Here is a 19,195-nt window from a genome sequence, read left to right on the forward strand (position 1 = left end):
CGAGATGCGAATTGCCTTTATCGTCGGCCCGTTTCCGGTCTTGTCCGAAACGTTTATTCTCAATCAGATCACCGGGTTGCTTGATCGCGGCCATGAGGTGGACATCTTCGCCCTGGCCCGGCCCCCGGCAGGTTCGGTTCATCCGGACTTCGAACGTTACCGTCTCCATGAGCGGACCTGTTACGTGGAGGCAACCCCGGACCGGGTACGCCGGTTGGCCGTTGCCGCGCAAACCGCGGTTCGCGCGTTGCGAACCCGGCGGCTCCGGCCCTTCCGGGCCCTGAACCCCCTCCGGTTTGGGCGCGATGCCCTGAGCCTGTCGCAGTTCACCAGTTTCGGCCCCTTTATCGGCCGGCCGGAGTATGACGTGATCCACAGTCACTTCGGGCCGTCAGGCCTTTTTGCGCAGCTTTTGCGCAGCGTTGACGCACTTCGCGGTCCGCTTATCACGACTTTTCACGGCTATGATATCTCTTCATACCTCCATGAACGCGGCCATTCCATCTACGCCGGCCTCTTCCGGTACGGCGATGCGTTCACCTGTTCCAGCCTCTACATCCGAAACCGGTTGGTGGCGGCCGGTTGCGACGCCCGGAAACTCGTCCGCTTCAAGCTCGGGACGGACCTCGCCAAGTTCCCGTTTCGGGAACGCCGGCCGACGGCGGATGGTCCGTTGCGTATTCTGACGGTGGCGCGGCTCACCGAGAAAAAAGGGTTTGAATACGCCATTCCGGCGGTGGCAAAAATCCTGCCCGCCTTCCCCAACGTGCGATACGATATCGTGGGCGACGGCCACCTGAGGGGGCGCCTTGCTCAGCTGATCCAAGAGCTGGGAGCCGGCGCCAGCATCCGGTTGCTCGGCTGGAAAAACGAGGCGGAGGTTCGTCAGATCTTCGCCGATTCGCACCTGTTCCTCCTCGCCAGCGTGGAAGGCCCGAATGGCGACGTTGAAGGCCAGGGCATGGTCTTGCAGGAAGCCCAGGCCATGGGTTTGCCGGTGATCTGTACCCGGCACAACGGCTTTCCCGAAAGCATCCTGGACGGGCGCTCCGGTTTTCTGGCGCCCGAACGTGACAGCGACGCGCTCGCCGCCACCTTGCACCACGCCATCTCGCAGCCTGAACGCTGGCCCGAACTTGGCCGGGCAGGACGGGAATACGTGGAGCGGGAGTATGACCTGCAAGAGCGAAACGACGCGCTGGTGGAGCTTTACCGGAGCCTGCAAGAAGCCGCGCCGGGCCGCGCCACTGAGCGCATCTGCCTGAAATAAGCACGCGTCTGCCCTTCGCGGTATTCCTTGTGATCCTTCACGCTGTGGATGATGGCGTAACCGCGTCGCCCCAGTTCCTCCGGAGCGGCCAGCAGGCCCAGGTGCTTCACCCCAAAAACCTCGCGTTCAGCTTCGTTCTGTTGAATGCAAAAGCCGACGGCCTGAACGCAGAGCGACAGGACCGTATCTTCCCCTAACGGGGTTTTCAACCAGAGCAGCGGGTCATCCAGAAGCCCCTCCGTTTCGAGAGCCCGGACGGCCCGCATCGACATGGCATACCCGCCACCTGAGCAGTGTTCGCCCAAGCGATACCCATTGAGCAAGGCGCGCCGGATGACGTTGCGGATGCGCCCGTACCGGCCCAGAAAACCCACCTGCAACGCCGTTCCCCCAAGCGGGGTCCGCCGCCAGACGGCCCACTGCCGCAAAAGCTTTTCAAGGGCCGGGGCTGATGAACTCTCCCGGTCCGAAGCGGGACTAAACTGGTAAGCGCCCATGATCCCCATCTCCCGCCGCCGTTGAAATGCCTCCAGAACGCGTTCGGAAAACGCGTCAATCACCAGGGAGTCGGTGTCCAGCTTGACGACGAAGTCGTGATCATCCGGAAGCCCCACCACGGTTTGGAGGGCCGCCAGGGTCCCGGCCGCCGCCCCTGAACCCCAGCCGCTGCCCCGCCCCCTTCGAGGGTTCGTGGTCACCACGCGAGGGTAATCGGCCTCACCGGCAATTTCACGGTCCAGATCCCGGGCGCCAGCATGGTCATCCACCAAAACCAACGTAAAATTCCCGGCCTCATACGCCTGCAGCGAATCCAGCAGGTCGCGAGCCCGGACGATTTCCTCCGTTGCCGGGCCTACCGGGAGAATGACCGCGAATCGGGCGTCCATGGCGGGGTGCGTTTCCGGGGTTCACGCGAGAACGAACGCAGCCCTCCCTTCCTTTGTTGTGTATGATCTTTCAAGCCGTGGCCGGTGCGGTGCCCTCGCTCGAGCGGGCGTTCCGGGGTGCCGGGCCTCCCCCGTTGCCCGGCGGCAATCGGTTCGCCGTCTCCATCGAAACCATCCAACCTGGAACTTGCCGTTTCAGCCGGCCGGCTCATACCTCGTGCTCCTTGCAAACCGCCATTTCGTCCTGCAGAACTGTTTTCACGGCAAGACGCCTAACCCGTGTGCCAACAATTTTGCAGAACGTTTCACTAAAGGATCGAGGTGCTTCGGCAGCTTCCCGGCATCATATTCAAACGCATCCGAATTCTGTTGTTTCAGGCCGGCGGAGGCCTGCAGCTTTTCACGCCAGACGGCCGCCCGGGCATGCTCCCAGCCGGTGAAGCCGCCCGCCACCGATTTGAGCCGCGTCTGCAGTCGTAGCTGCGTCTGTTCCGGCGATCGGTATTTGTAGTGCTTGTAAAGCAGGCGCTTCGGGTAAACCGGGCCCATATTCAGCGGCCAACCCGTGTTCGCCGGCCAGACCAACCGCTCGCGGTCCCGGAAAAATCGAGGTTCCGAGTTGTTGACGGAGTAATACGTGAGCCGGCCGAGGTCCGCCTCCGGCACCTCCGGCCGCAACTGGTAGTCGGGAGCGACATCTTTTTCAGTCAGATAGAACTCGACGGCAATCCCCCAGACGACGTGGTAGGGCCACGGCACCCGGGACAGGAACCGCCTCGGGTCTTCCACATAGAACTCGTCCGCATCCAGGTGACACCACCAGTCGCCCGAACGCGATCCGTCCCGAAAGGCGTTAAAGACCTCCGCACGCAGACTTTCCTGGAAGACCTTGCCGTCCTGCTTCCAGGGGACGATCTTTTCGCCGGCCATACTGCAGGCGATGTCCCACGTGTTATCGTCGCTCTGGCCGTCGTAGACGATAATCCGGTCAGCCCACTCGGAGGCAGCCTGTAGACCGGCGCGCAGGATATCGCCTTCGTTTTTGACGACGCAGATGCAATGGATCTTAAAATTGCGAGACATCAGTCAGGGAAGCGCTGTAACCGGATGCGGCAGGTTCGGTCTCATTGGCTATAATGCGTAGAACAGGTAATCAAAGCGGGCATCCAGTCAAAAAATATCCGCGGTCATCATCGCGCGTGCCGCGCGTGCTTGAAGCCTCTCATTTTTGTAATTTTTGCACTTGTGAAATTTGTAATGTTTCATTATAGGCGCTGACGCATGCCTGTTATTTCGGTCGTTATCCCGACGCACAACCGGTGCCACCTCCTGGCACGCGCTTTGGATTCGCTCCCGCCAAGGCCGGACGGCCTGCTCGAGGTCATCGTGGTCGATGACGGTTCCACCGATGACACCGAATCAGTCGTGCGTAAGAGCGGGCGAGAGGTGACCTTCCTTCAGCAGGCGCAAGCCGGCCCGGGCGCCGCGCGTAACCTCGGCCTGGACGCGACTTCCGGCGAGTATGTGGCTTTTCTGGACAGCGACGACGTCTGGCTGCCGTGGACCTTTTCAGTTTACCGGCAGGTTTTAGGGCAGTACCCGGGCGCCGGTTTTATCGCCGGCTCTCCTTTCTGGTTTACCGATGACTCGGAAATCGCCGTTGCCGCCGTTGCAGCGGCAGGTGAACTCGACGCACGCTTTTTCCCCGATTACTTCGCCTCGGCGACGCACCCGATCTGGCTGGGGGCCTCGTGCCTGCTCGTCCGCCGGCATCGCCGGCCGCGCTTTGAACCAAGCCACATGAACGCCGAAGACCTCGATTTCGCGCTCCATTTCGGCGCAGAACCGGGTTTTGTCTGGATCCGGCACCCGCGCACCTTCGGCTACCGGCGTCACGGCCCCAGCGCGGTGGGGAACTTTACGCGGACCCTGCAGGGGATCAATCACCTGGTGGACGAAGAACGGCGCGGGCGTTACCCCGGAGGTAATGCTCGCCGCCGGGAACGGCTCGCTTTGATTACCCGAGCCGTGCGGCCACCGGTCGTCGAAGGCCTGAAACGCGGCCAATGGCGGCAGGCCTGGCACCTTTATCGTCGAACCTTCGGATGGCACCTGGCGTTGCGACGCTGGAAATTTTTGCTGGCCTGCCCGGCGCTGCCGCTGCTTTCCACCAGCGCCGGAATGGGAAAAACCGCCGGCGAAACAACCCAACCGAGCTACGGATGAGCGAAGCTGCTGACGACCAATCGCCGGCGCAAGCCCGAGCGCGGGTTTCGGCCGTGATTCCCACCAGGAACCGCAAGGAACTGCTGCGCCGGGTATTACACGCCTTGCAGGCACAGACCGTCCGCTCGGAAATCATCTGCGTCGATGACGGTTCGACCGATGGCACAGCCGCGATGCTGGGCGCCGAGTTCCCGCAGGTCAGGACGTTGCGCCGGGAAGTAAGTCGCGGACCGGCCGCCGCCCGCAACGCCGGCGCGAGGGCCGCCACCGGCGAATTTCTTCTGACCCTGGACGATGACTGCGTCCTCACGACCACCGACGCCATCGAACGGACCCTGGAACTGTTTGACCGCCCGGAGATTGCCGGGGTTACGCTGCCGTTCGTAAACGTCCGGCTGGACCGCCGGATCACGACGGCTGCACCGCAGGCCGGCGGCACTTTTGTGACCACGGACTATTACGCCGGCATGGTCATCCTCCGGCGCGACAACTTCCTGCAGGCGGGCGGGTATCGGGAACCGTTTTTCATGCACCACGAGGAAGCTGATCTCGCCATCCGCCTGCTGGACAAACGGCGCTTTATCCGGAACGGGTTTCAGGCTCTGATCGACCATCACGAATCGCCGGTGCGAGACCGGCTGAAGCTCTGGCGGCTCGGCGCGCAGAACGCCGTTCTCTTTGCGATCTACAATGTGCCCTGGCCGTGGTTCCCGATTCACCTCGGATCGACCATCGTCAAAACACTCGTTTACGCCTGGCGTCGCGACGGCGCGGTTCCCGTGGTGCAAGGCTTTTGTGCGGCCATCCCGATCGCGCGGCGGACCCTCGGGCTGCGGGCCCCGGTTAGGAGCCGGACTTACCTCGCCTTCCGCACCCTTAAGAACGGCGGGCACCTACCCCTGGATTGCATGCAGGAGTTGTTAGGCCATGGTTGATCTCGCGTTTGCCGCTACCAACCCTTGTCACCTCTACCCGCTCGCGCAGGCGACGACGGCGCTCGGGGTTCACACGACGTTCTACAGCGGCTATCCCGCGTGGCGGCTGGAGGAACCGCACCCCACCCGCCTGCGGACTCACAGCCTGCGAACCGTTGTCACTTACGGGCTCCTGCGGATACCCGAACGTTTCCGGCCGCGTGCCCGGACCCTTTTTGTGTGGCAGGACCGGCATTTCGATCGGTGGGTGGCCGGCGCGCTGGCCAGACACCATTTCGTGCACGCTATCCCGGGCCAGGCCGGGGAGATCTTCCGCCGGGCCAAAACCCTCGGGGTCACGACGGTGCTGAATCATGCCACGGGCCCGTCGCGCCATTGGGTGCAGGTCATGCGCCGGGAGTACGAAAAGGCGGGACTCTCCATCGAGCGAGCGACCGTTTACGACGCTGCTTTCCGGCGCCGGGAGGAGGAAGAGTATGCCCTGGCCGATCGGCACTGCGCGGCTTCAACCGTCGTGCGCGATCAACTCGTCGCATTCGGCGTCCGGCCGGAACGGATCTGGGTTGTGCCTTACGGCGCGGCCCCCGACGTCTTCTTTCCGGCTTCGGATGAGGGCAGCCCCGGCACGTTCCGGATCCTTTTCGCCGGCCAGGTCAGTTTGCGCAAGGACCTTGGCACCCTGCTCCGCGCTTTGGAAAAGGTTGGGCGGCCGGACTGGGCGCTTGATGTTTTCGGAGGCGTCGGTGACGAGGTTAAAGCCGAGCTTGCCGGCTATCGCGGCGCTACCCCGCTGACGGTTCACGGGCCGGTGAGCCAGCGACGGTTGGCGGACGAGATGAGGCGATCCTCGGTCCTGGTGTTGCCTTCTCTGGAAGAGGGGTTCGGCCTGGTGGTAGTTCAGGCATTAGCCTGCGGAACACCGTGCGTGGTGAGTGATGCCGTGGGCGCCAGAGATTTGATCGATATAAGGATAAACGGTTCCGTATTTCCGGCCAGGGCCCCAGACGCGTTAGCGGTGGAGCTCGAGTTCTGGGCCGGCCAACCAACACGAGTAGACGGCGATTATTCCTGGACCGGTCCGGCCAGGGCCCTTTACCGCCTCTCCGAGCACGCGCTCGGCAGTTCGGTCGCTTCGGTATCAGCCTCATAGGAGCCTCATGATTGACGGAACGAAACTTGTTTCCCGCCCGAATGGCGAAGCTACCGTTTGCTGGCTGGCGGGCCTCTTCCTCTCGTACTTCATGCTTTTCGGCGAGACGTCCACCGAGGTCGCCTCCCACGGCGCCCTGTGCCTGGCCGGCACCTTCGCCGTGGCGACAGGCTTCGAAACCGTGCGCAATTGGAAAGCCCTCCTCCGGCCTGATATTGTTGCGTTGCTGGCGCTGTACGGCCTGACTTTCTTTGAGTTCCTCCTGCCCCAGCCGGAGGTAAACGAAATGGTTCACGCCAAATCGATGCACACCGCGTGCGCCCTGGCGTTTCTGGCTTTCGGATCCATGGTGGTGGGCCGGCACTTCGCACCGCGCGCCCCGAAATTCCTGGAAGACCTGGTCCAGAGGCCGACGCCGCCGCGGGTCCTGCTTACCGTCTTCTGGCTCAGCTTTTTCCTGGGCACCTTCTACATGCTGCTGGCCGTCAATTTCAACGTCCTCAAGATGATCGACGCGATGATGGGACCGCGCTTCACCCAGCCTTGGGGCCGTGGACGGTACGGAGACGCTCGCGCCCTCCTCAATGAACTGGGCGCCATGGTCAACCTGGTGCCGCCCGTCGCCGGGTTGATCCTGTCCAATCGGGAAAAATACCGGCCCTTGACCTGGATGGCGGTGGCGCTCGTTTACGCGTTTTGCCTGTTCATGGGCCTCGCCGGCTCAACCCGCAACGTGCTGGCCGCCTACCTCATCACCTTTCTGATCGCTTACAGCCTTAGCCTCACCCGCAAACGGATCCTGGAATTCGGCCTTCTATGCGTGTGCGCCGCCGCCGGCTTTTTCGTCTCTTCAAAAATTATGCTCGAGACCCGCACGGTGGGTTTGAAAGGTTACCTCAGGATGCGATCCGAGGCGCGGGCCATGCCGAAGCTCAGCGTTGGGGTTTCTGAGACTGAGAGCTTTTTCGTGGACCTCAACCTGGTTAACGTGGCCCAGTTGGCGGAGGTTTTTCCGTCCGCGCACGACTTTCTGGGCTTGGAAGTGCCATACGTCGCCCTCACCCACCCCATCCCGCGGGCCCTCTGGCCGGGCAAGCCGGAAGGGTTAAGCGTGTCGATGGAGGACGCACTCGGGGTCGATCCGCAAATGACCATCTCTTCAACCTACATCGGTGAAGCTTACATGGCCGGCGGCGCTTTGGCCGTCGTCATCACCGGGCTGCTCTTCGGTGCGCTGACGGGCTGGTGGGCTCGTTTCGCCGTTGGCTTGTCTTCAGGTCTCGGCCTTCTGATTTACGCTTCCGGCTTCCTGGCCATCGCCATTTCCATGCGCAGCCTTTACGTGTTCAGCGTGGCTATCCTGCCGACGATTGCCGCCATGGTCCTGGCCATGCTGTTAAACCCAAAACCCAGGCGCGAACCGCGCGGGACGGCGTTAGGGCCGCTTTTCGACGCGCAGGATCATCACGCAGGCGCCGGCCGCTGAGGGGCTTCTCGCAACGGACATGCACACTTTTGATCTCGGCGTCATTTCGGTCGTACCGTCGCCTTACCAGCGCGACCTCTTTCGCGCCCTGAACGCCCGGCCCGACCTGCGGCTGCAGGTTTACTACCTTGAAGCGAGCGCCCCGGATTCTCCCTGGCCGCAAGTGCCGCTGCAGCCGTACGAAACGATCCTACCCGGCTTCTGGTTCTCGATCGCCGGCGCCAGATTCCACGTCGTGACAAAGATGCCTTCGCTCAAACGGCACGATTTTGTAGCGCTGAATTCGCTGACTTCATCGGTTGCGCAATGGCTGCTGCGGTTCCGGCCAAAGCGCCAGCGGCTGCTTTTCTGGGCCGAGGCACTCCGGGACCAATGCAGCTCAGGGCGGGCCCGCATCCAGCGCGTCTTATCCGACCCCATCCGCAACGTCGATGCGATCGTCGCGATCGGCTCGCGCGCGCAAGCGGCTTACCAGGGCCGTTTTCCAGGCACCCCTTGCTTCAATGTCCCCTACCATTGCGATCTGGCGGCCTTCTCCAAACGGCCGCCTAAAACCGATCCCTCAACCGATCCCTTGCATGCCGGGATGGTTTTTCTGTTTTGCGGCCAGTTGATCGCGCGCAAGGGCGTAGACGTTTTGCTGGAGGCATTTGACCAGCTGATTCGAAACGGACACCGCGCCCGCTTGCGGCTGGCGGGGCGCCGGGCGGACCTGGACCGCATGCTCGCCAACCTCTCCATCGCCACTCGGGAACGGATCAGCTACGAAGGTTTCTCTGACCCCGAGCACCTGCCGCAACTCTTTTCCGAGGCGGATGTGTTTGTGCTGCCGAGCCGTTACGACGGCTGGGGGGTGGTCGTCAACCAAGCCCTGGGTGCGGGCCTGCCCGTGATTTGTTCCGAAGCGGTGGGAGCCGGCGTTGACCTGATCAAACCCGGCGTTAACGGGATCCGCTTTGCCACCGGCCGGAGTGCGGCGCTCGCCGGCGCGATGGAGCATTTCATCACCCGGCCGCACCTGCTCCGCCAGTACGGGGCGGCTTCCCGGAAAATGGCCATGGATTGGACGCCGGTTCGTGGTGCGGAAAAGTGGGTGACGGTCCTTTCTGATCTCAGCAACAGCCCCCGGTGATGCGAATCCTCCTTGTTTCTTCCAGTTCGGGATCGCGGGGTGGCGGCGAGCTTTTCCTCCTGAGCCTGGCGGAGTCGCTGCGCGGCCTGGGCCACGAACCGGGCCTGTGGGCTTCGGACCACCCGCGCATGGACGAACTTGCACGCAGGTTCGTCCCGATCGGGCCGGTACACCGGGAGTCCTACCTTAATACGTACGACCGCCGGCTTCGCTCGTTCAGTGATGCCGTCGACCTCCGGTCCGGCCGGCGCGTGGCGGCTGCCTGGAGAAAACTTGCGCCGGACGTCGTTCACCTGAACAAACAGAACCTCGAAGACGGGCTCGACTTGATCTGGGCCGCACGCTTCGCCTCCCTGGCGACGGTCTGCACCATCCACGTAACCCAGACCGCCCGGTACCTGAACGCCCGCCACGGCTGGGCGCGCGACGCGGTAGCGCGCGCCCTCCTGCACCGGTACCCGGGCCGGCTGGTCGCCATCGGCGCAAGCCGCCGGTCAGACCTGAATCGTTTTCTGGGATGGCGCAACGGCCGAAGCGCCACCCTCGTGGAGAATGGTGTAACGCTCCCGAGCCGGCAGAGGCTGAGCCGTCTCCGGCAGGAAACGCGGCTGCGACTCGGCCTGCACGACGGCCATTTGCTCGGCCTTGGGGTAGGCCGCATGGTCGAGCAGAAACGGCCCCTGTTATTTCTTGAGCATGCCGCGCAGGTTGCCGCCGTTGAACCTCGGGCCAGGTTTTGCTGGGTAGGGGACGGACCGCTTCGGCCGCAATGGGATGCCGAGGTTATCAGGCACGCATTGGACGAGCGCGTGTTGACCCCCGGTTGGGCACAGGACGTGCTCCCCTATTACGCCGCAGCCGATTTTTTGCTGCATGCCGCTGCGTACGAAGGCCTTCCATTGGCACTGCTGGAAGGGATGGCGGCGGGTCTGCCGTGCGTGGTGACGTCTAATTTGTATGATGATTTAGAATTTTTAAAATCTGCAGGCGTCCTCCGCGCGGGTGAAGAAGGGTGGATCACCACGCTTGCCTGCAGCTCCCGCAGACAAGCACTCGGCGAGCGCTGCCGCGACCTCGCGGCGCGCCAATATTCGGTCGAGCGCATGGCGCGGGATTACATCTACCTGTACGAACTGGCCACCGCGGCGAATTAATATGCGCATCGGTTATTTTATTCCACCCGCGCCGCTGCGCGCCGGAGGCTTGGATCTGGCCATCGCCGGTTTAGCCAGAGAACTGCCCCTTGCCGGCCTTGAAATTGTAGTCGAACCCGCCACGCTCGACGGCCTGGATGCAGTACACCTGCACGGCCTGTGGCAACCCCGGTTTATCCGACTCGCCCGCGAGTGCCGCCGGCGCGGATTGCGCTACGTCGTGTCCCCACACGGCATGCTGGAACCGTGGGCATGGCGGCATCGCTGGTGGAAAAAGTGGCCCTACTTTTACCTTCGGGAACGTTCGGTGCTGAACCGGGCCGGCGCGCTTCTGGCAACAAGCCGGATTGAAGCCTCCAACCTGCGACGGTTCAGGTTCAGCCCCTCCATCGTTACCTTACCGCTCGGATTAACCTGCTCGAAACAAGTAAGTTATAAGGAAGCGCGCGCCGGCCTGGGTTGGGCGGCGCATGAGTTCGTGCTGCTTTACCTTTCCCGTCTTCACCCCAAAAAGGGCATGCACCTGCTGCTCGCGGCCCTCACCAGCCTGAACCTGGATCCAGACGCTTACCGGCTCGTTGTGGTGGGCGACGGCCCGGAAGCTTACACCCGCCGCCTCAAAAGAATAGCGAAGGCAAATCAGGCACAACTGCCCCGCATTGACTGGCTTCCGGCCGTTTGGGACGACCGCAAGTGGAGTTACCTTCAAGGGGCGGATCTCTTCTGCCTTCCCACTTATTCGGAGAACTTCGGGTTGGCGATTCTGGAAGCGTGTCAGGCAGGCACACCGGTTCTGACCACTCGCGAAACGCCCTGGGTTGAGTTCCTCGGCAGGCACGGTTTGCCGGTCGCAGGTCCCGACGCTGAATCGATCCGGGGATGCCTGACGCGCATTTTGCAGGCGGGCAAAATGCATCCTGTGCAGCGTGCTAACCTGGCCTCAGCCACTCGCCGGGAATTTGGTTGGGAGCACCTCCGGCCGGGGTACCGTTCGTTGTACGAAGCAGCGTCGGAGTTCGGCGTTCCCGGTACGTTCAGGGGACCAAATGTTAATAGGGAGAATTTTAATCATTGATTTTATAAAGGATATGGGATATGCGGGTCGAACCATCCCACGAGCCGCTCGTTCGCCGCTGCGTCTTGGAAATGATACCGGCCTTTGATAGCCGCTTCAGTCTCGTAAAAAGGAGGCATTCCGGGGTTTATGCCAATGATGTCGACAGGAAGTTTATCAAATTTAACGCTAAGGAGGACAGGCGCGCCGAACGTTTATGAACGGCGCACTGGGCTAGGCTGGGGAATCAGCTGGTTACCGGCGTTTACACTGGTCAGTAACGATCTGCTTGCATGGCCGGCTATCTTCCTGATCTTTTCCGAGCTCCGAACGCTGCTGTTCGGGACACCGGGCGAGATTGTCTGGCAGATGATAGTTATCCCGGCGATTGTCACCGTACTGACTTTCCACATCCTGGGCGGGTATGACCGGCGTACCAACATGCTCAGCTTGTCTTATTCGGTTGAACACTTTCTGGGTCTGGCGGTCGCCATGATGGTTTCGGCCACATTGGTTTATGGCCTGTGCACTTTCGGCTCGGTCACCCAGCAGCCCAGCCGCCTGTTTTTCTTCCTGGCGTTCCTGGTGTTTGGCGTCCATGCCCTGGCGACCCGCCGGTGGATCACGGGGGCGTTGCGCACTCACCATGCGGGCCGCCATTTTGTTCTCCTGGCCGCCGCCGACAGCGCGGCGCGGTTTGCCGTCCTTTTCGGACAGCGGAGGATGGATCAGGAGCTGCGGACTTTTTCCGACTTCGAGGATGCCTTCCCGCACCTGAACGCAAATGCCGACGGCCTGATCATCGGGTATAAGCCATCCAGCCTGGACCCGCAGTTGGGGCAGTTTCTGGCTTACGTGCACTTCCGGCACATCCCGGTCTACACGCTCGAATCGTTCCATGAAACGTTCTGGCGGCAGGTTCCCGTCCAAAGCATCGAAGCCTGGTGGGCGTTCGCGCGCGAGTCGCTGCTGGTTCGCGATTCAATCTACGATCACGTTAAACGCGTTTTCGATTTTGCGGTCGCGGTAGCCGGTTTGATCTTTTGTGCGCCGCTGATGCTGCTGACTGCTCTCGTGGTGCGTCTCGAAAGCCCGGGTCCGGCGATCTTTCGGCAGACGCGGATCGGGCGTGATGGCCGGCCTTTCACGCTTTTCAAGTTTCGCTCGATGCGCAAAGGCGCCGAGACCGGCTCGATCTACACGGAAGACCGGGATCCGCGCGTGACGCGGATCGGGCAAATCCTGCGCAAGACCCGCATGGATGAACTTCCGCAGCTCTGGAACGTGCTTCGCGGCGATATGAGCATCATCGGGCCGCGGGCAGAGTGGATCAAATGCGTGGAACGTTATGACGGCGCAATCCCGTTTTATGGTTATCGTCACCTGGTCCGCCCGGGCATTACCGGTTGGGCCCAGGTTAACTATTCCTATGGGTCCAGCAGTGAGGATGCCGAAGAAAAACTGAAGTACGATCTCTATTATATCCGGCACTATTCGATGGCGCTTGACTTCGCGATCATCCTGAAGACGCTGCAGACCGTGTTATTTGCCAAGGGCCGTTAGTTAATCCGGTCGGGAACAGGCCGTTAAATTCACTCATTCGCACCGTATAGAGACTTCTTTAACGAACGCATTTTTGTCCGTGCGCCGCGGCTCCCCTTCCCGTTTACAGGCCCGCGCCCGGGTCTCGTCCCGCCGGGAACGTCCGGCGGCGTGCCGTCTGCAACGGGCAGACCTGAATCCACGATGATCCCAGTCGTCACCACGCCAGGTCCGGCAGCTGCGCCCTTGATGAAAGGATGGTCCCGCGCGTTGGGAATCGGCGCCCTGATGTTCCTGCTCGTCTCAGGCCCGGCCGCTCAGGCCCAGGAACCGGTACGCGCGTCCCTCTCGCGCGCACTCGGCGCCGCTGATTTCGAGCCTTATACCGAAAGCGCGCTGGTGAGGTTCGGGCCCGTGCAAGGCAACCTGGACGCCGGCGTATCCCTCTTCTATATCGATAACGCCGCCCTCTCGAACACCTCCACCAGTCCGCGGCTGCAGTTAAATGAAACTCTTAACCTGGACCTGCTTTGGCCATTCACAATCCACAACTCGCTCCACCTCCGCCTGGGTGCATCATTCGGACAGGTGCTGGCCGGCAGCGGGGGCAACCGGTTCAGCCTCGCCGTGGCGCCCGATTCGCAAATCAGCTGGCTGGTGGGCATTGGGGATTTTCGGATCCGCCTGTATGATCGTTTTGCCCTGATTCAAGATCCGACTACCGACCCCACGGCCACCAACGTGTTCGACCTCAACCGTTTCCGCAACGACGTGGGCACCGCGGTTGACTGGGACCTGAACAAACTCGTGTTGACGCTGCTAATCGATGACACCTACGTCACCCAAAGTGCCCGCACCGATAACCAGATCCCCCTCACCTCCGTCACGAACGGCGACCGGAACACCATCCGCGGCAGCCTGCAAGCTGCGTACCAACTGACACCCACCGTCTCGTTCGGCCCGTCGTTTTCTGCGAGCCAGAGCTCAGGGACATCCGCAACCGAGGTCGACGCCATCAGCCCGGGTGCATTTCTGAAGATGCAGCTCACACGTCTGACCAGCTTCCAACTCGAAGCAGGCGTGAACTTTTTCAGTGTACGTTACCCTGACGTCGGCGTGGTTTTCCTGAACGAGCCGCAGCCGCCCACGTCAGGTTACTACGTCAGTGCGGTGCTTAGAAATCAGCTGACCCGGCTCGTCAACCTGACCGCATCGGTCTCGCATGACCTGGATTATGCGGACGGGCTTACGCCCACGGAGCGCACCCTGGTCAGCATCGGCGCAAATTACCGCCTTAATAAACGCGTTTGGCTCAACCTCGAAGGCTATTACGAGGATGGAACGGTGTTAAGCCCGCTGAACGGGGGCGATTACAGCCGATTCAGTATCCTCACGGGTATCACCTACCGGTTAGGTCTGAAGCTTTCAACCGCCGTGCAATACCGGTACACTCAACGGTCATCGAACAACGGCGGTTTCACTTTCGTCAGCAATGGGCGACTGGTCAGCGAGGCTGCCGGCAGCGGAAGTTACAATCAGAACGAGGTCACACTCAGTGTTAATTATGCGTTTTAGTCACGTCCTGACCGTCTTTGCCGTCCTGGCGTTTTCTGCGAGCTCCGTCTCAGCTCAAGCCGTCCCGTCGGGAATTTCCACCGCGTCCACGACAAGCGGCATCTCGTCCATCGGTTTGACCGGGGTGGTTAAATCGATGGACCAACTCGACGGTATCACCCGCATCAACATCGGCGACCAACTCAATTTCCGAATCGTCGAAGACGAGGAGCAACCCGTCAGCCTGACCGTCAGCGACTCCGGCCAGGTGGAAGTCCCTTATGCGGGCAAGGTACCGGCAGCCGGCAAAACCCCTCGCGAACTGGCGTACGACGTGAAACGCGTGCTGGAAAGCGGCCTTTACAAAAAGGCGACCGTGCTGATCGCGCTCGACCGGCGTACGGTGCAGTCGCCCGGGACCATCTACCTGACCGGTGAAGTCAGCCGTCAGGGGCCGCTTGAAATCCCGGCCAACGAACAACTCACCGTAACGACCGCCATCTTGCGCGCCGGCGGCTTTTCGGATTTCGCGAACCGGCGTAAAGTGAAAGTTCTCCGGAAGACCAGCTCCGGGGAGAAAGTCTACCGCGTCGATGTGAAACAGGTACTGGACAAGGCACGCGGCGACCTCGATTTCACGGTGAAACCCGGTGATGTCATCATGGTGCCGGCACGTCTTATCAACTGGTGAGCGCTCTGCAGGGCGGTAGTTTTATGGAATCTTTTGATCTCGAAGCCTTTCTCTTTGAAATTCGGCGTTTTTGGTGGCTGATCCTGGTCATCACTATCGTCGCCCTCGGATGCGGGTACGCGATACACCTGCTGTCGCCGGTCGAATTCAAGTCAGGCGCAAAAATGGTTGTAGGCGGCAAACTCAACATCCCGTCAGCGTCCGTGTACAGTGAGCAAGCCGCCGCGGCGGATTTTGTCGGCACCCAGGCAGCCGTCATGCAAAGCCGGGACGTTTGCCGTGAGGCCGACAAGACACTCCGGCAACAGGGCAAGCTGCCGCCGGAAAAAGGGGTGGAACTTCAAGCCACCGCCGTTCCGAAAACGACGGTGTTCATCGTGGAGGCCACCAGCACCGACCCGGATTACACCCGTGCTTACCTCCAGGAAGCCATCCGGGCTTACATCGAGCTCCGTAAACGAATGCGTTCGGAGCAGTCTCGGGAAGCCGTTTCCGCGTTGACCGAGGAAGTGGTGCGGGTCCGCGGAGAGGTTGACGCCGCCACCCGGGACCTGAACAGCTTTCAGCAAAAGATCAGTGTGGGCTCGCTCGAGGACGAGGTTACGGCCGAAACCGCTTACCTGGCGAGTTTGCGCAAGCGTTACGCCGACCTTCGTTTGCAGAAGTCGATCGCCGTAACGGGAGCCCCGGACCCGAACGCGGCGGCGGCCGGCGCCGTTCAGGACGCCGACACTAACAATCTCAACGGAGTTCTGCCTGATCAGACCGGACAGCAATTGCCTGACCAGCAACTGCGCCAGGCCAGGCAAAACCTGACCATGCTCCAGGCGGAAAAAGCGCGTCTGCAGAACAACCTGCGTCGGGATCATCCCAGGATTAAGCAAATCGATCTCCGCATCCGTGAGGCGCAAAACCTGGTCGGTTTCCTGCAGGACCAGATACAACACGGGAACACGGAACGGGTCGAATCGATTGACCGCGAGATGACCGCGTTGCAGGACGAAATTTCGCAGCGTGAGCACAAGATCAGCCAACTCAACCAGAACATCGCCGAATACCAGACGCTCAAGGACCGGCTCGCTGCCAGTCGTGAAACTTACCAACGCTTAACTAACAGCGTCCAGAACGTTGATGTGGCGCGGCAGGTCGATCAGGAGGTCATTAACGTCCTGGAGAGCCCATCGACCCCTGTTCCGGTTCACACCCGTCTACTCGTCACGCTTGCTATGTCCCTGGCGATCGGCCTTGTGATCGGGGTAGGCGCGACGACCCTGTTCTCGCGGCTCGCGCGCCGTTTCCAGACCATTTCCCAGATCAAGCGGACGCTCGGCTTGCCGGTGTTCGGGAGAATCCTGCACGACGGCTGGGTTAGCCGCCAGCGGACAGTCCTCGATTGTACCCGCAAACACATCGGTTTTGCCGAATCGTTCCGGAACCTTCGTTCCACGCTCATGCTGCTTCCGCCGAGCGTGCGCGACCGGCGCTGCATCGCGGTCACCAGCGCCTTCCCGAACGAGGGTAAATCGACCATCGCCGTAAACATGGCCATTGCGCTCGCGGCCACCAATTCGCGCGTGTTACTGATCGACGCGGACCTCCGGCGCGGGAAGCTGCACCAGTTGCTCAAGGTCAAAACCGGTCCCGGTTTCTCTGACCTTCTCATGCGCAAAAGTTCCGTTCAGCAGAGCATCCACACCACGCGGATGCAGAACCTGATGTTGCTCCCGTCCGGAAACCGGGTCCCGAACGTCAGTGAACAGATTTTCCGGTCGAACTTTGATCGCACGCTCGATGAACTCTGCAGACAGTTCGATTACGTGATCCTCGATACCCCACCCGTGCTTGCAACCGACGATGGCCCAACGATGGCGGCCAAGGCCGAGTGGGCGCTCTTCGTTGTCCGCCTGCGGCACAGCCGCCCCCGCGAAACCGAAAAGGCACTGGAGGAACTCCGGATGCGCCAGGTCGAAGTACCCGGGGTGGTGGTTAATTCCGTCAGCAAGCGGGATACCGGGCACAGCTATTACCATTACGCCTACTCGCTGGAAGACCAGCCTTTTGCAGGCACGGGGCTGCCGGAACGTAACCCGTTCTGATTCGGCACGGTGCGAGTTATACCATTTCGACGGCCATGGAGGTAAAATTTTGCCTTCCTTCCCGGGTACCCTGCCAGCGTTACACCTATTGGACCGTATACACGGGCGAAGCCAAACGGGCCGGCAGACGGTTTGATGGCCTGAAGGGCCAAAGGAACTTAGCCCGGGGCTTTACCCCCTGGGTAACCCCGGGCTATGTTCCAGCGCCCCTTCAGGGCTGAAATCCGGTCGAAACGTTACCGAGATAATCGCCTGAATGGTATTAGCTCTTACCCAATCGACGCGGGCAAGGAGCGGGTCAGCAGGTCGATGTTAGCCGCCTTTCGATCAACGAAAGTCCTTACGGGTAGCGCCGGCGTAGCAATCCCCTGATCAGGGCTACGCATGCATCCCAGAGCTCGTTGATCGAAAGCTTGGACCGAAGCAATGCACATTCAGGCAACGGTACGTCCGGATCGGCGAAACGCTTGGCTTCCCGCACCAAACGCTGCAACTCCGCCTGCAGCGTTTCGTCCGCGGCGGGTGCGGGCAACGGGCGCCCAAACGCAACGAAAATAAATGGGTTCTCCTGGTCCCGGAATTCGTACCGGAGCGCGCACGGCAGGATGGCTGCACCGGCCCGGGCGGCAATGTAGGTGGCGCCCCGGCGGACCCGGATAGGTTCGTCGGGCGCCATCAACTTGCCTTGCGGAAAGATCCATACCGCCGCGCCCGGCTGCTTGAGGAGCGCCTGCGCGTGCCGGACGGTGGCGAGCGCCTTTCCTGGGGCATCCAGGTCGACGCCGAAGGCGCCGGCAAAACGAAAAAACCAGTAACGCCGCAAGTGCCGTTCTTCCTGCACCACATAGAATCGTTTACGGAGCCGTTGCGCGGTGAGCAAACCGGCGACAAAACCATCCCACCAATTCGTGTGATTGGCGCACACCACCAGGGATTGTTTCCGGCCCAGTGCTTGCAGGTTTTCGGCCCCGATCAGGTAGATGCCTTGGAACCGGCGGCGCAATGCCAGCCAGATAAGCACGCGCACAAGCAGGACGAACGAACCCTGGCGGCGCGCCTTCAGCATGCGACCGCGGATCCGCGGTTGTTGGCCCGGGTGCGCCGGTAGTCGCGGTACGCCCGTCCGGCCAGGGCGATTTTACGCGCGAGTGAGGTGCTGGCACGCTTCCGGAAAACATCGAATTGCTGTTTTTCAATCTCCTCCAGAATGCCGGCGTAGATATGGCGCATCATCCAGACCGTAACCTGGGAACCATCATCGGCCAGCATCGGGATTCCGGCCTCGGAGCGAATGTAGAAGGCCCGCGCCCGCGCGATTTGAAACTGCATTAATTGCCGGAAAGGTTCTGTAACTCTGCCGCACGCCGCGTCCTCGATCTTCACCCCGAAGCGGGCCAGTTCATCCGCCGGCAGATAAACCCGGCCCCGTTCCCAATCTTCGCGGATGTCCCGCAGGATGTTGGTCAACTGCATGGCAATCCCCAACTCCACCGCGTGCTCGGCGCCATCATGGCCACCGGCGAGGCCCAGGACAGGGCACATCGCCAGCCCAACCACCGAGGCCACATGATAACAGTACCGGCGAAGCTCATCCCACGTCCGGAGTGCGATCGGGCCGGCGTCCATCAGCACCCCTCGGGTTAGGTCCAAAAACGGTTCCGGAGGTATCCGATACGACTTGACGGAATTGGCAAACGCGAGGGCAAACGGTGGGCCCGGCACCTCCCCGGAAACCAGGCCCGCGAATTCTTCACGGACCCGGGCAACCAGTTCGGCACCGTTGTGTCCCGGTTGCCGCTGATCAATCAGGTCGTCCAGGTAACGGCAAAAGGCGTAGAGCGAGTACGCCGCGACTCTCTTACCTTTAGGCAGTGCGAATGAGGCAAAATAAAAGCTCCGGGCATGCCTGCGGGTGTTCTCCCGGCAATAGCGCTCACTTGCCGCAAGCGTTACATGAGCGGCCACATCCGGCCGGCGGCACCCTGCAGAGATAGCAAACATAGCCCTGAACTGGTTTC

General features: G+C 61.4%; 16 protein-coding genes. 12 read left to right on the forward strand and 4 right to left on the reverse strand.

Annotated features, from left to right (window positions below; all coding sequences use genetic code 11):
* The first annotated feature begins 4 nt into the window (after positions 1 to 4).
* A complete protein-coding gene (locus JO015_21295; GenBank protein MBW0001640.1) occupies positions 5 to 1,270 on the forward strand; it encodes a glycosyltransferase in 1,266 nt (421 codons plus the stop codon).
* Here the strand turns inward: JO015_21295 and JO015_21300 are convergent.
* Both JO015_21300 and JO015_21305 read right to left on the reverse strand, forming a co-directional pair.
* Positions 1,210 to 2,157 carry a hypothetical protein gene (locus JO015_21300; GenBank protein ID MBW0001641.1) on the reverse strand — a complete coding sequence of 316 codons (948 nt, stop codon included), beginning with the start codon at positions 2,155 to 2,157 and terminating at the stop codon, positions 1,210 to 1,212. The genes JO015_21295 and JO015_21300 overlap by 61 nt on opposite strands.
* Positions 2,158 to 2,415: 258 nt before the next feature.
* The gene (locus JO015_21305) at positions 2,416 to 3,240 is read right to left on the reverse strand and encodes a glycosyltransferase family 2 protein (protein MBW0001642.1); all 825 of its coding nucleotides are present in this window, start codon (positions 3,238 to 3,240) and stop codon (positions 2,416 to 2,418) included.
* Positions 3,241 to 3,438: 198 nt separating this feature from the next.
* Between JO015_21305 and JO015_21310 the strand changes: the two genes are divergently transcribed.
* The 11 genes from JO015_21310 (at position 3,439) to JO015_21360 (ending at position 17,177) form a co-directional block, all read left to right on the forward strand.
* The gene (locus JO015_21310) at positions 3,439 to 4,383 is read left to right on the forward strand and encodes a glycosyltransferase family 2 protein (protein ID MBW0001643.1); all 945 of its coding nucleotides are present in this window, start codon (positions 3,439 to 3,441) and stop codon (positions 4,381 to 4,383) included.
* Positions 4,380 to 5,318: a glycosyltransferase family 2 protein gene (locus JO015_21315; protein ID MBW0001644.1), complete on the forward strand. Its 939-nt coding sequence runs from the start codon at positions 4,380 to 4,382 to the stop codon at positions 5,316 to 5,318. Before JO015_21310 ends, JO015_21315 begins: the two co-directional genes overlap by 4 nt.
* Positions 5,311 to 6,468, forward strand: a complete 1,158-nt coding sequence (locus JO015_21320) for a glycosyltransferase family 4 protein (GenBank protein ID MBW0001645.1) — start codon at positions 5,311 to 5,313, stop codon at positions 6,466 to 6,468. Before JO015_21315 ends, JO015_21320 begins: the two co-directional genes overlap by 8 nt.
* A 7-nt stretch (positions 6,469 to 6,475) precedes the next feature.
* Positions 6,476 to 7,954 (forward strand): oligosaccharide repeat unit polymerase, encoded by a 1,479-nt coding sequence (locus tag JO015_21325; GenBank protein ID MBW0001646.1) that lies wholly within the window; start codon positions 6,476 to 6,478, stop codon positions 7,952 to 7,954.
* 19 nt (positions 7,955 to 7,973) lie between these two features.
* On the forward strand, positions 7,974 to 9,086 hold the full coding sequence (locus JO015_21330; GenBank protein MBW0001647.1) for a glycosyltransferase family 4 protein: 1,113 nt from the start codon (positions 7,974 to 7,976) through the stop codon (positions 9,084 to 9,086).
* A complete protein-coding gene (locus JO015_21335; GenBank protein ID MBW0001648.1) occupies positions 9,086 to 10,240 on the forward strand; it encodes a glycosyltransferase family 4 protein in 1,155 nt (384 codons plus the stop codon). Before JO015_21330 ends, JO015_21335 begins: the two co-directional genes overlap by 1 nt.
* 1 nt (position 10,241) lies before the next feature.
* Positions 10,242 to 11,315 carry a glycosyltransferase gene (locus JO015_21340; protein MBW0001649.1) on the forward strand — a complete coding sequence of 358 codons (1,074 nt, stop codon included), beginning with the start codon at positions 10,242 to 10,244 and terminating at the stop codon, positions 11,313 to 11,315.
* Between the two features lie 135 nt (positions 11,316 to 11,450).
* On the forward strand, positions 11,451 to 12,857 hold the full coding sequence (locus tag JO015_21345; protein ID MBW0001650.1) for a sugar transferase: 1,407 nt from the start codon (positions 11,451 to 11,453) through the stop codon (positions 12,855 to 12,857).
* Between the two features lie 183 nt (positions 12,858 to 13,040).
* Positions 13,041 to 14,411, forward strand: coding sequence for a hypothetical protein (locus tag JO015_21350; GenBank protein ID MBW0001651.1), 1,371 nt, complete (start codon positions 13,041 to 13,043; stop codon positions 14,409 to 14,411).
* Entirely contained in the window at positions 14,401 to 15,081 is a 681-nt protein-coding gene (locus JO015_21355; protein MBW0001652.1) for a polysaccharide biosynthesis/export family protein, read from the forward strand. Before JO015_21350 ends, JO015_21355 begins: the two co-directional genes overlap by 11 nt.
* Before the next feature lie 23 nt (positions 15,082 to 15,104).
* Positions 15,105 to 17,177, forward strand: coding sequence for a polysaccharide biosynthesis tyrosine autokinase (locus JO015_21360; protein ID MBW0001653.1), 2,073 nt, complete (start codon positions 15,105 to 15,107; stop codon positions 17,175 to 17,177).
* Between the two features lie 340 nt (positions 17,178 to 17,517).
* Here JO015_21360 and JO015_21365 read toward each other — a convergent pair whose 3' ends face one another.
* Together JO015_21365 and JO015_21370 are read right to left on the reverse strand one after the other, a co-directional pair.
* Positions 17,518 to 18,243 (reverse strand): lysophospholipid acyltransferase family protein, encoded by a 726-nt coding sequence (locus tag JO015_21365; protein MBW0001654.1) that lies wholly within the window; start codon positions 18,241 to 18,243, stop codon positions 17,518 to 17,520.
* Positions 18,237 to 19,178 carry a phytoene/squalene synthase family protein gene (locus JO015_21370; GenBank protein MBW0001655.1) on the reverse strand — a complete coding sequence of 314 codons (942 nt, stop codon included), beginning with the start codon at positions 19,176 to 19,178 and terminating at the stop codon, positions 18,237 to 18,239. The genes JO015_21365 and JO015_21370 overlap by 7 nt, the downstream gene beginning before the upstream one ends.
* Positions 19,179 to 19,195 lie beyond the last annotated feature (17 nt).

It is taken from the genome of Verrucomicrobiota bacterium, assembly GCA_019247695.1.
In the GTDB taxonomy this organism is placed as follows: Bacteria; Verrucomicrobiota; Verrucomicrobiia; order Chthoniobacterales; family JAFAMB01; genus JAFBAP01.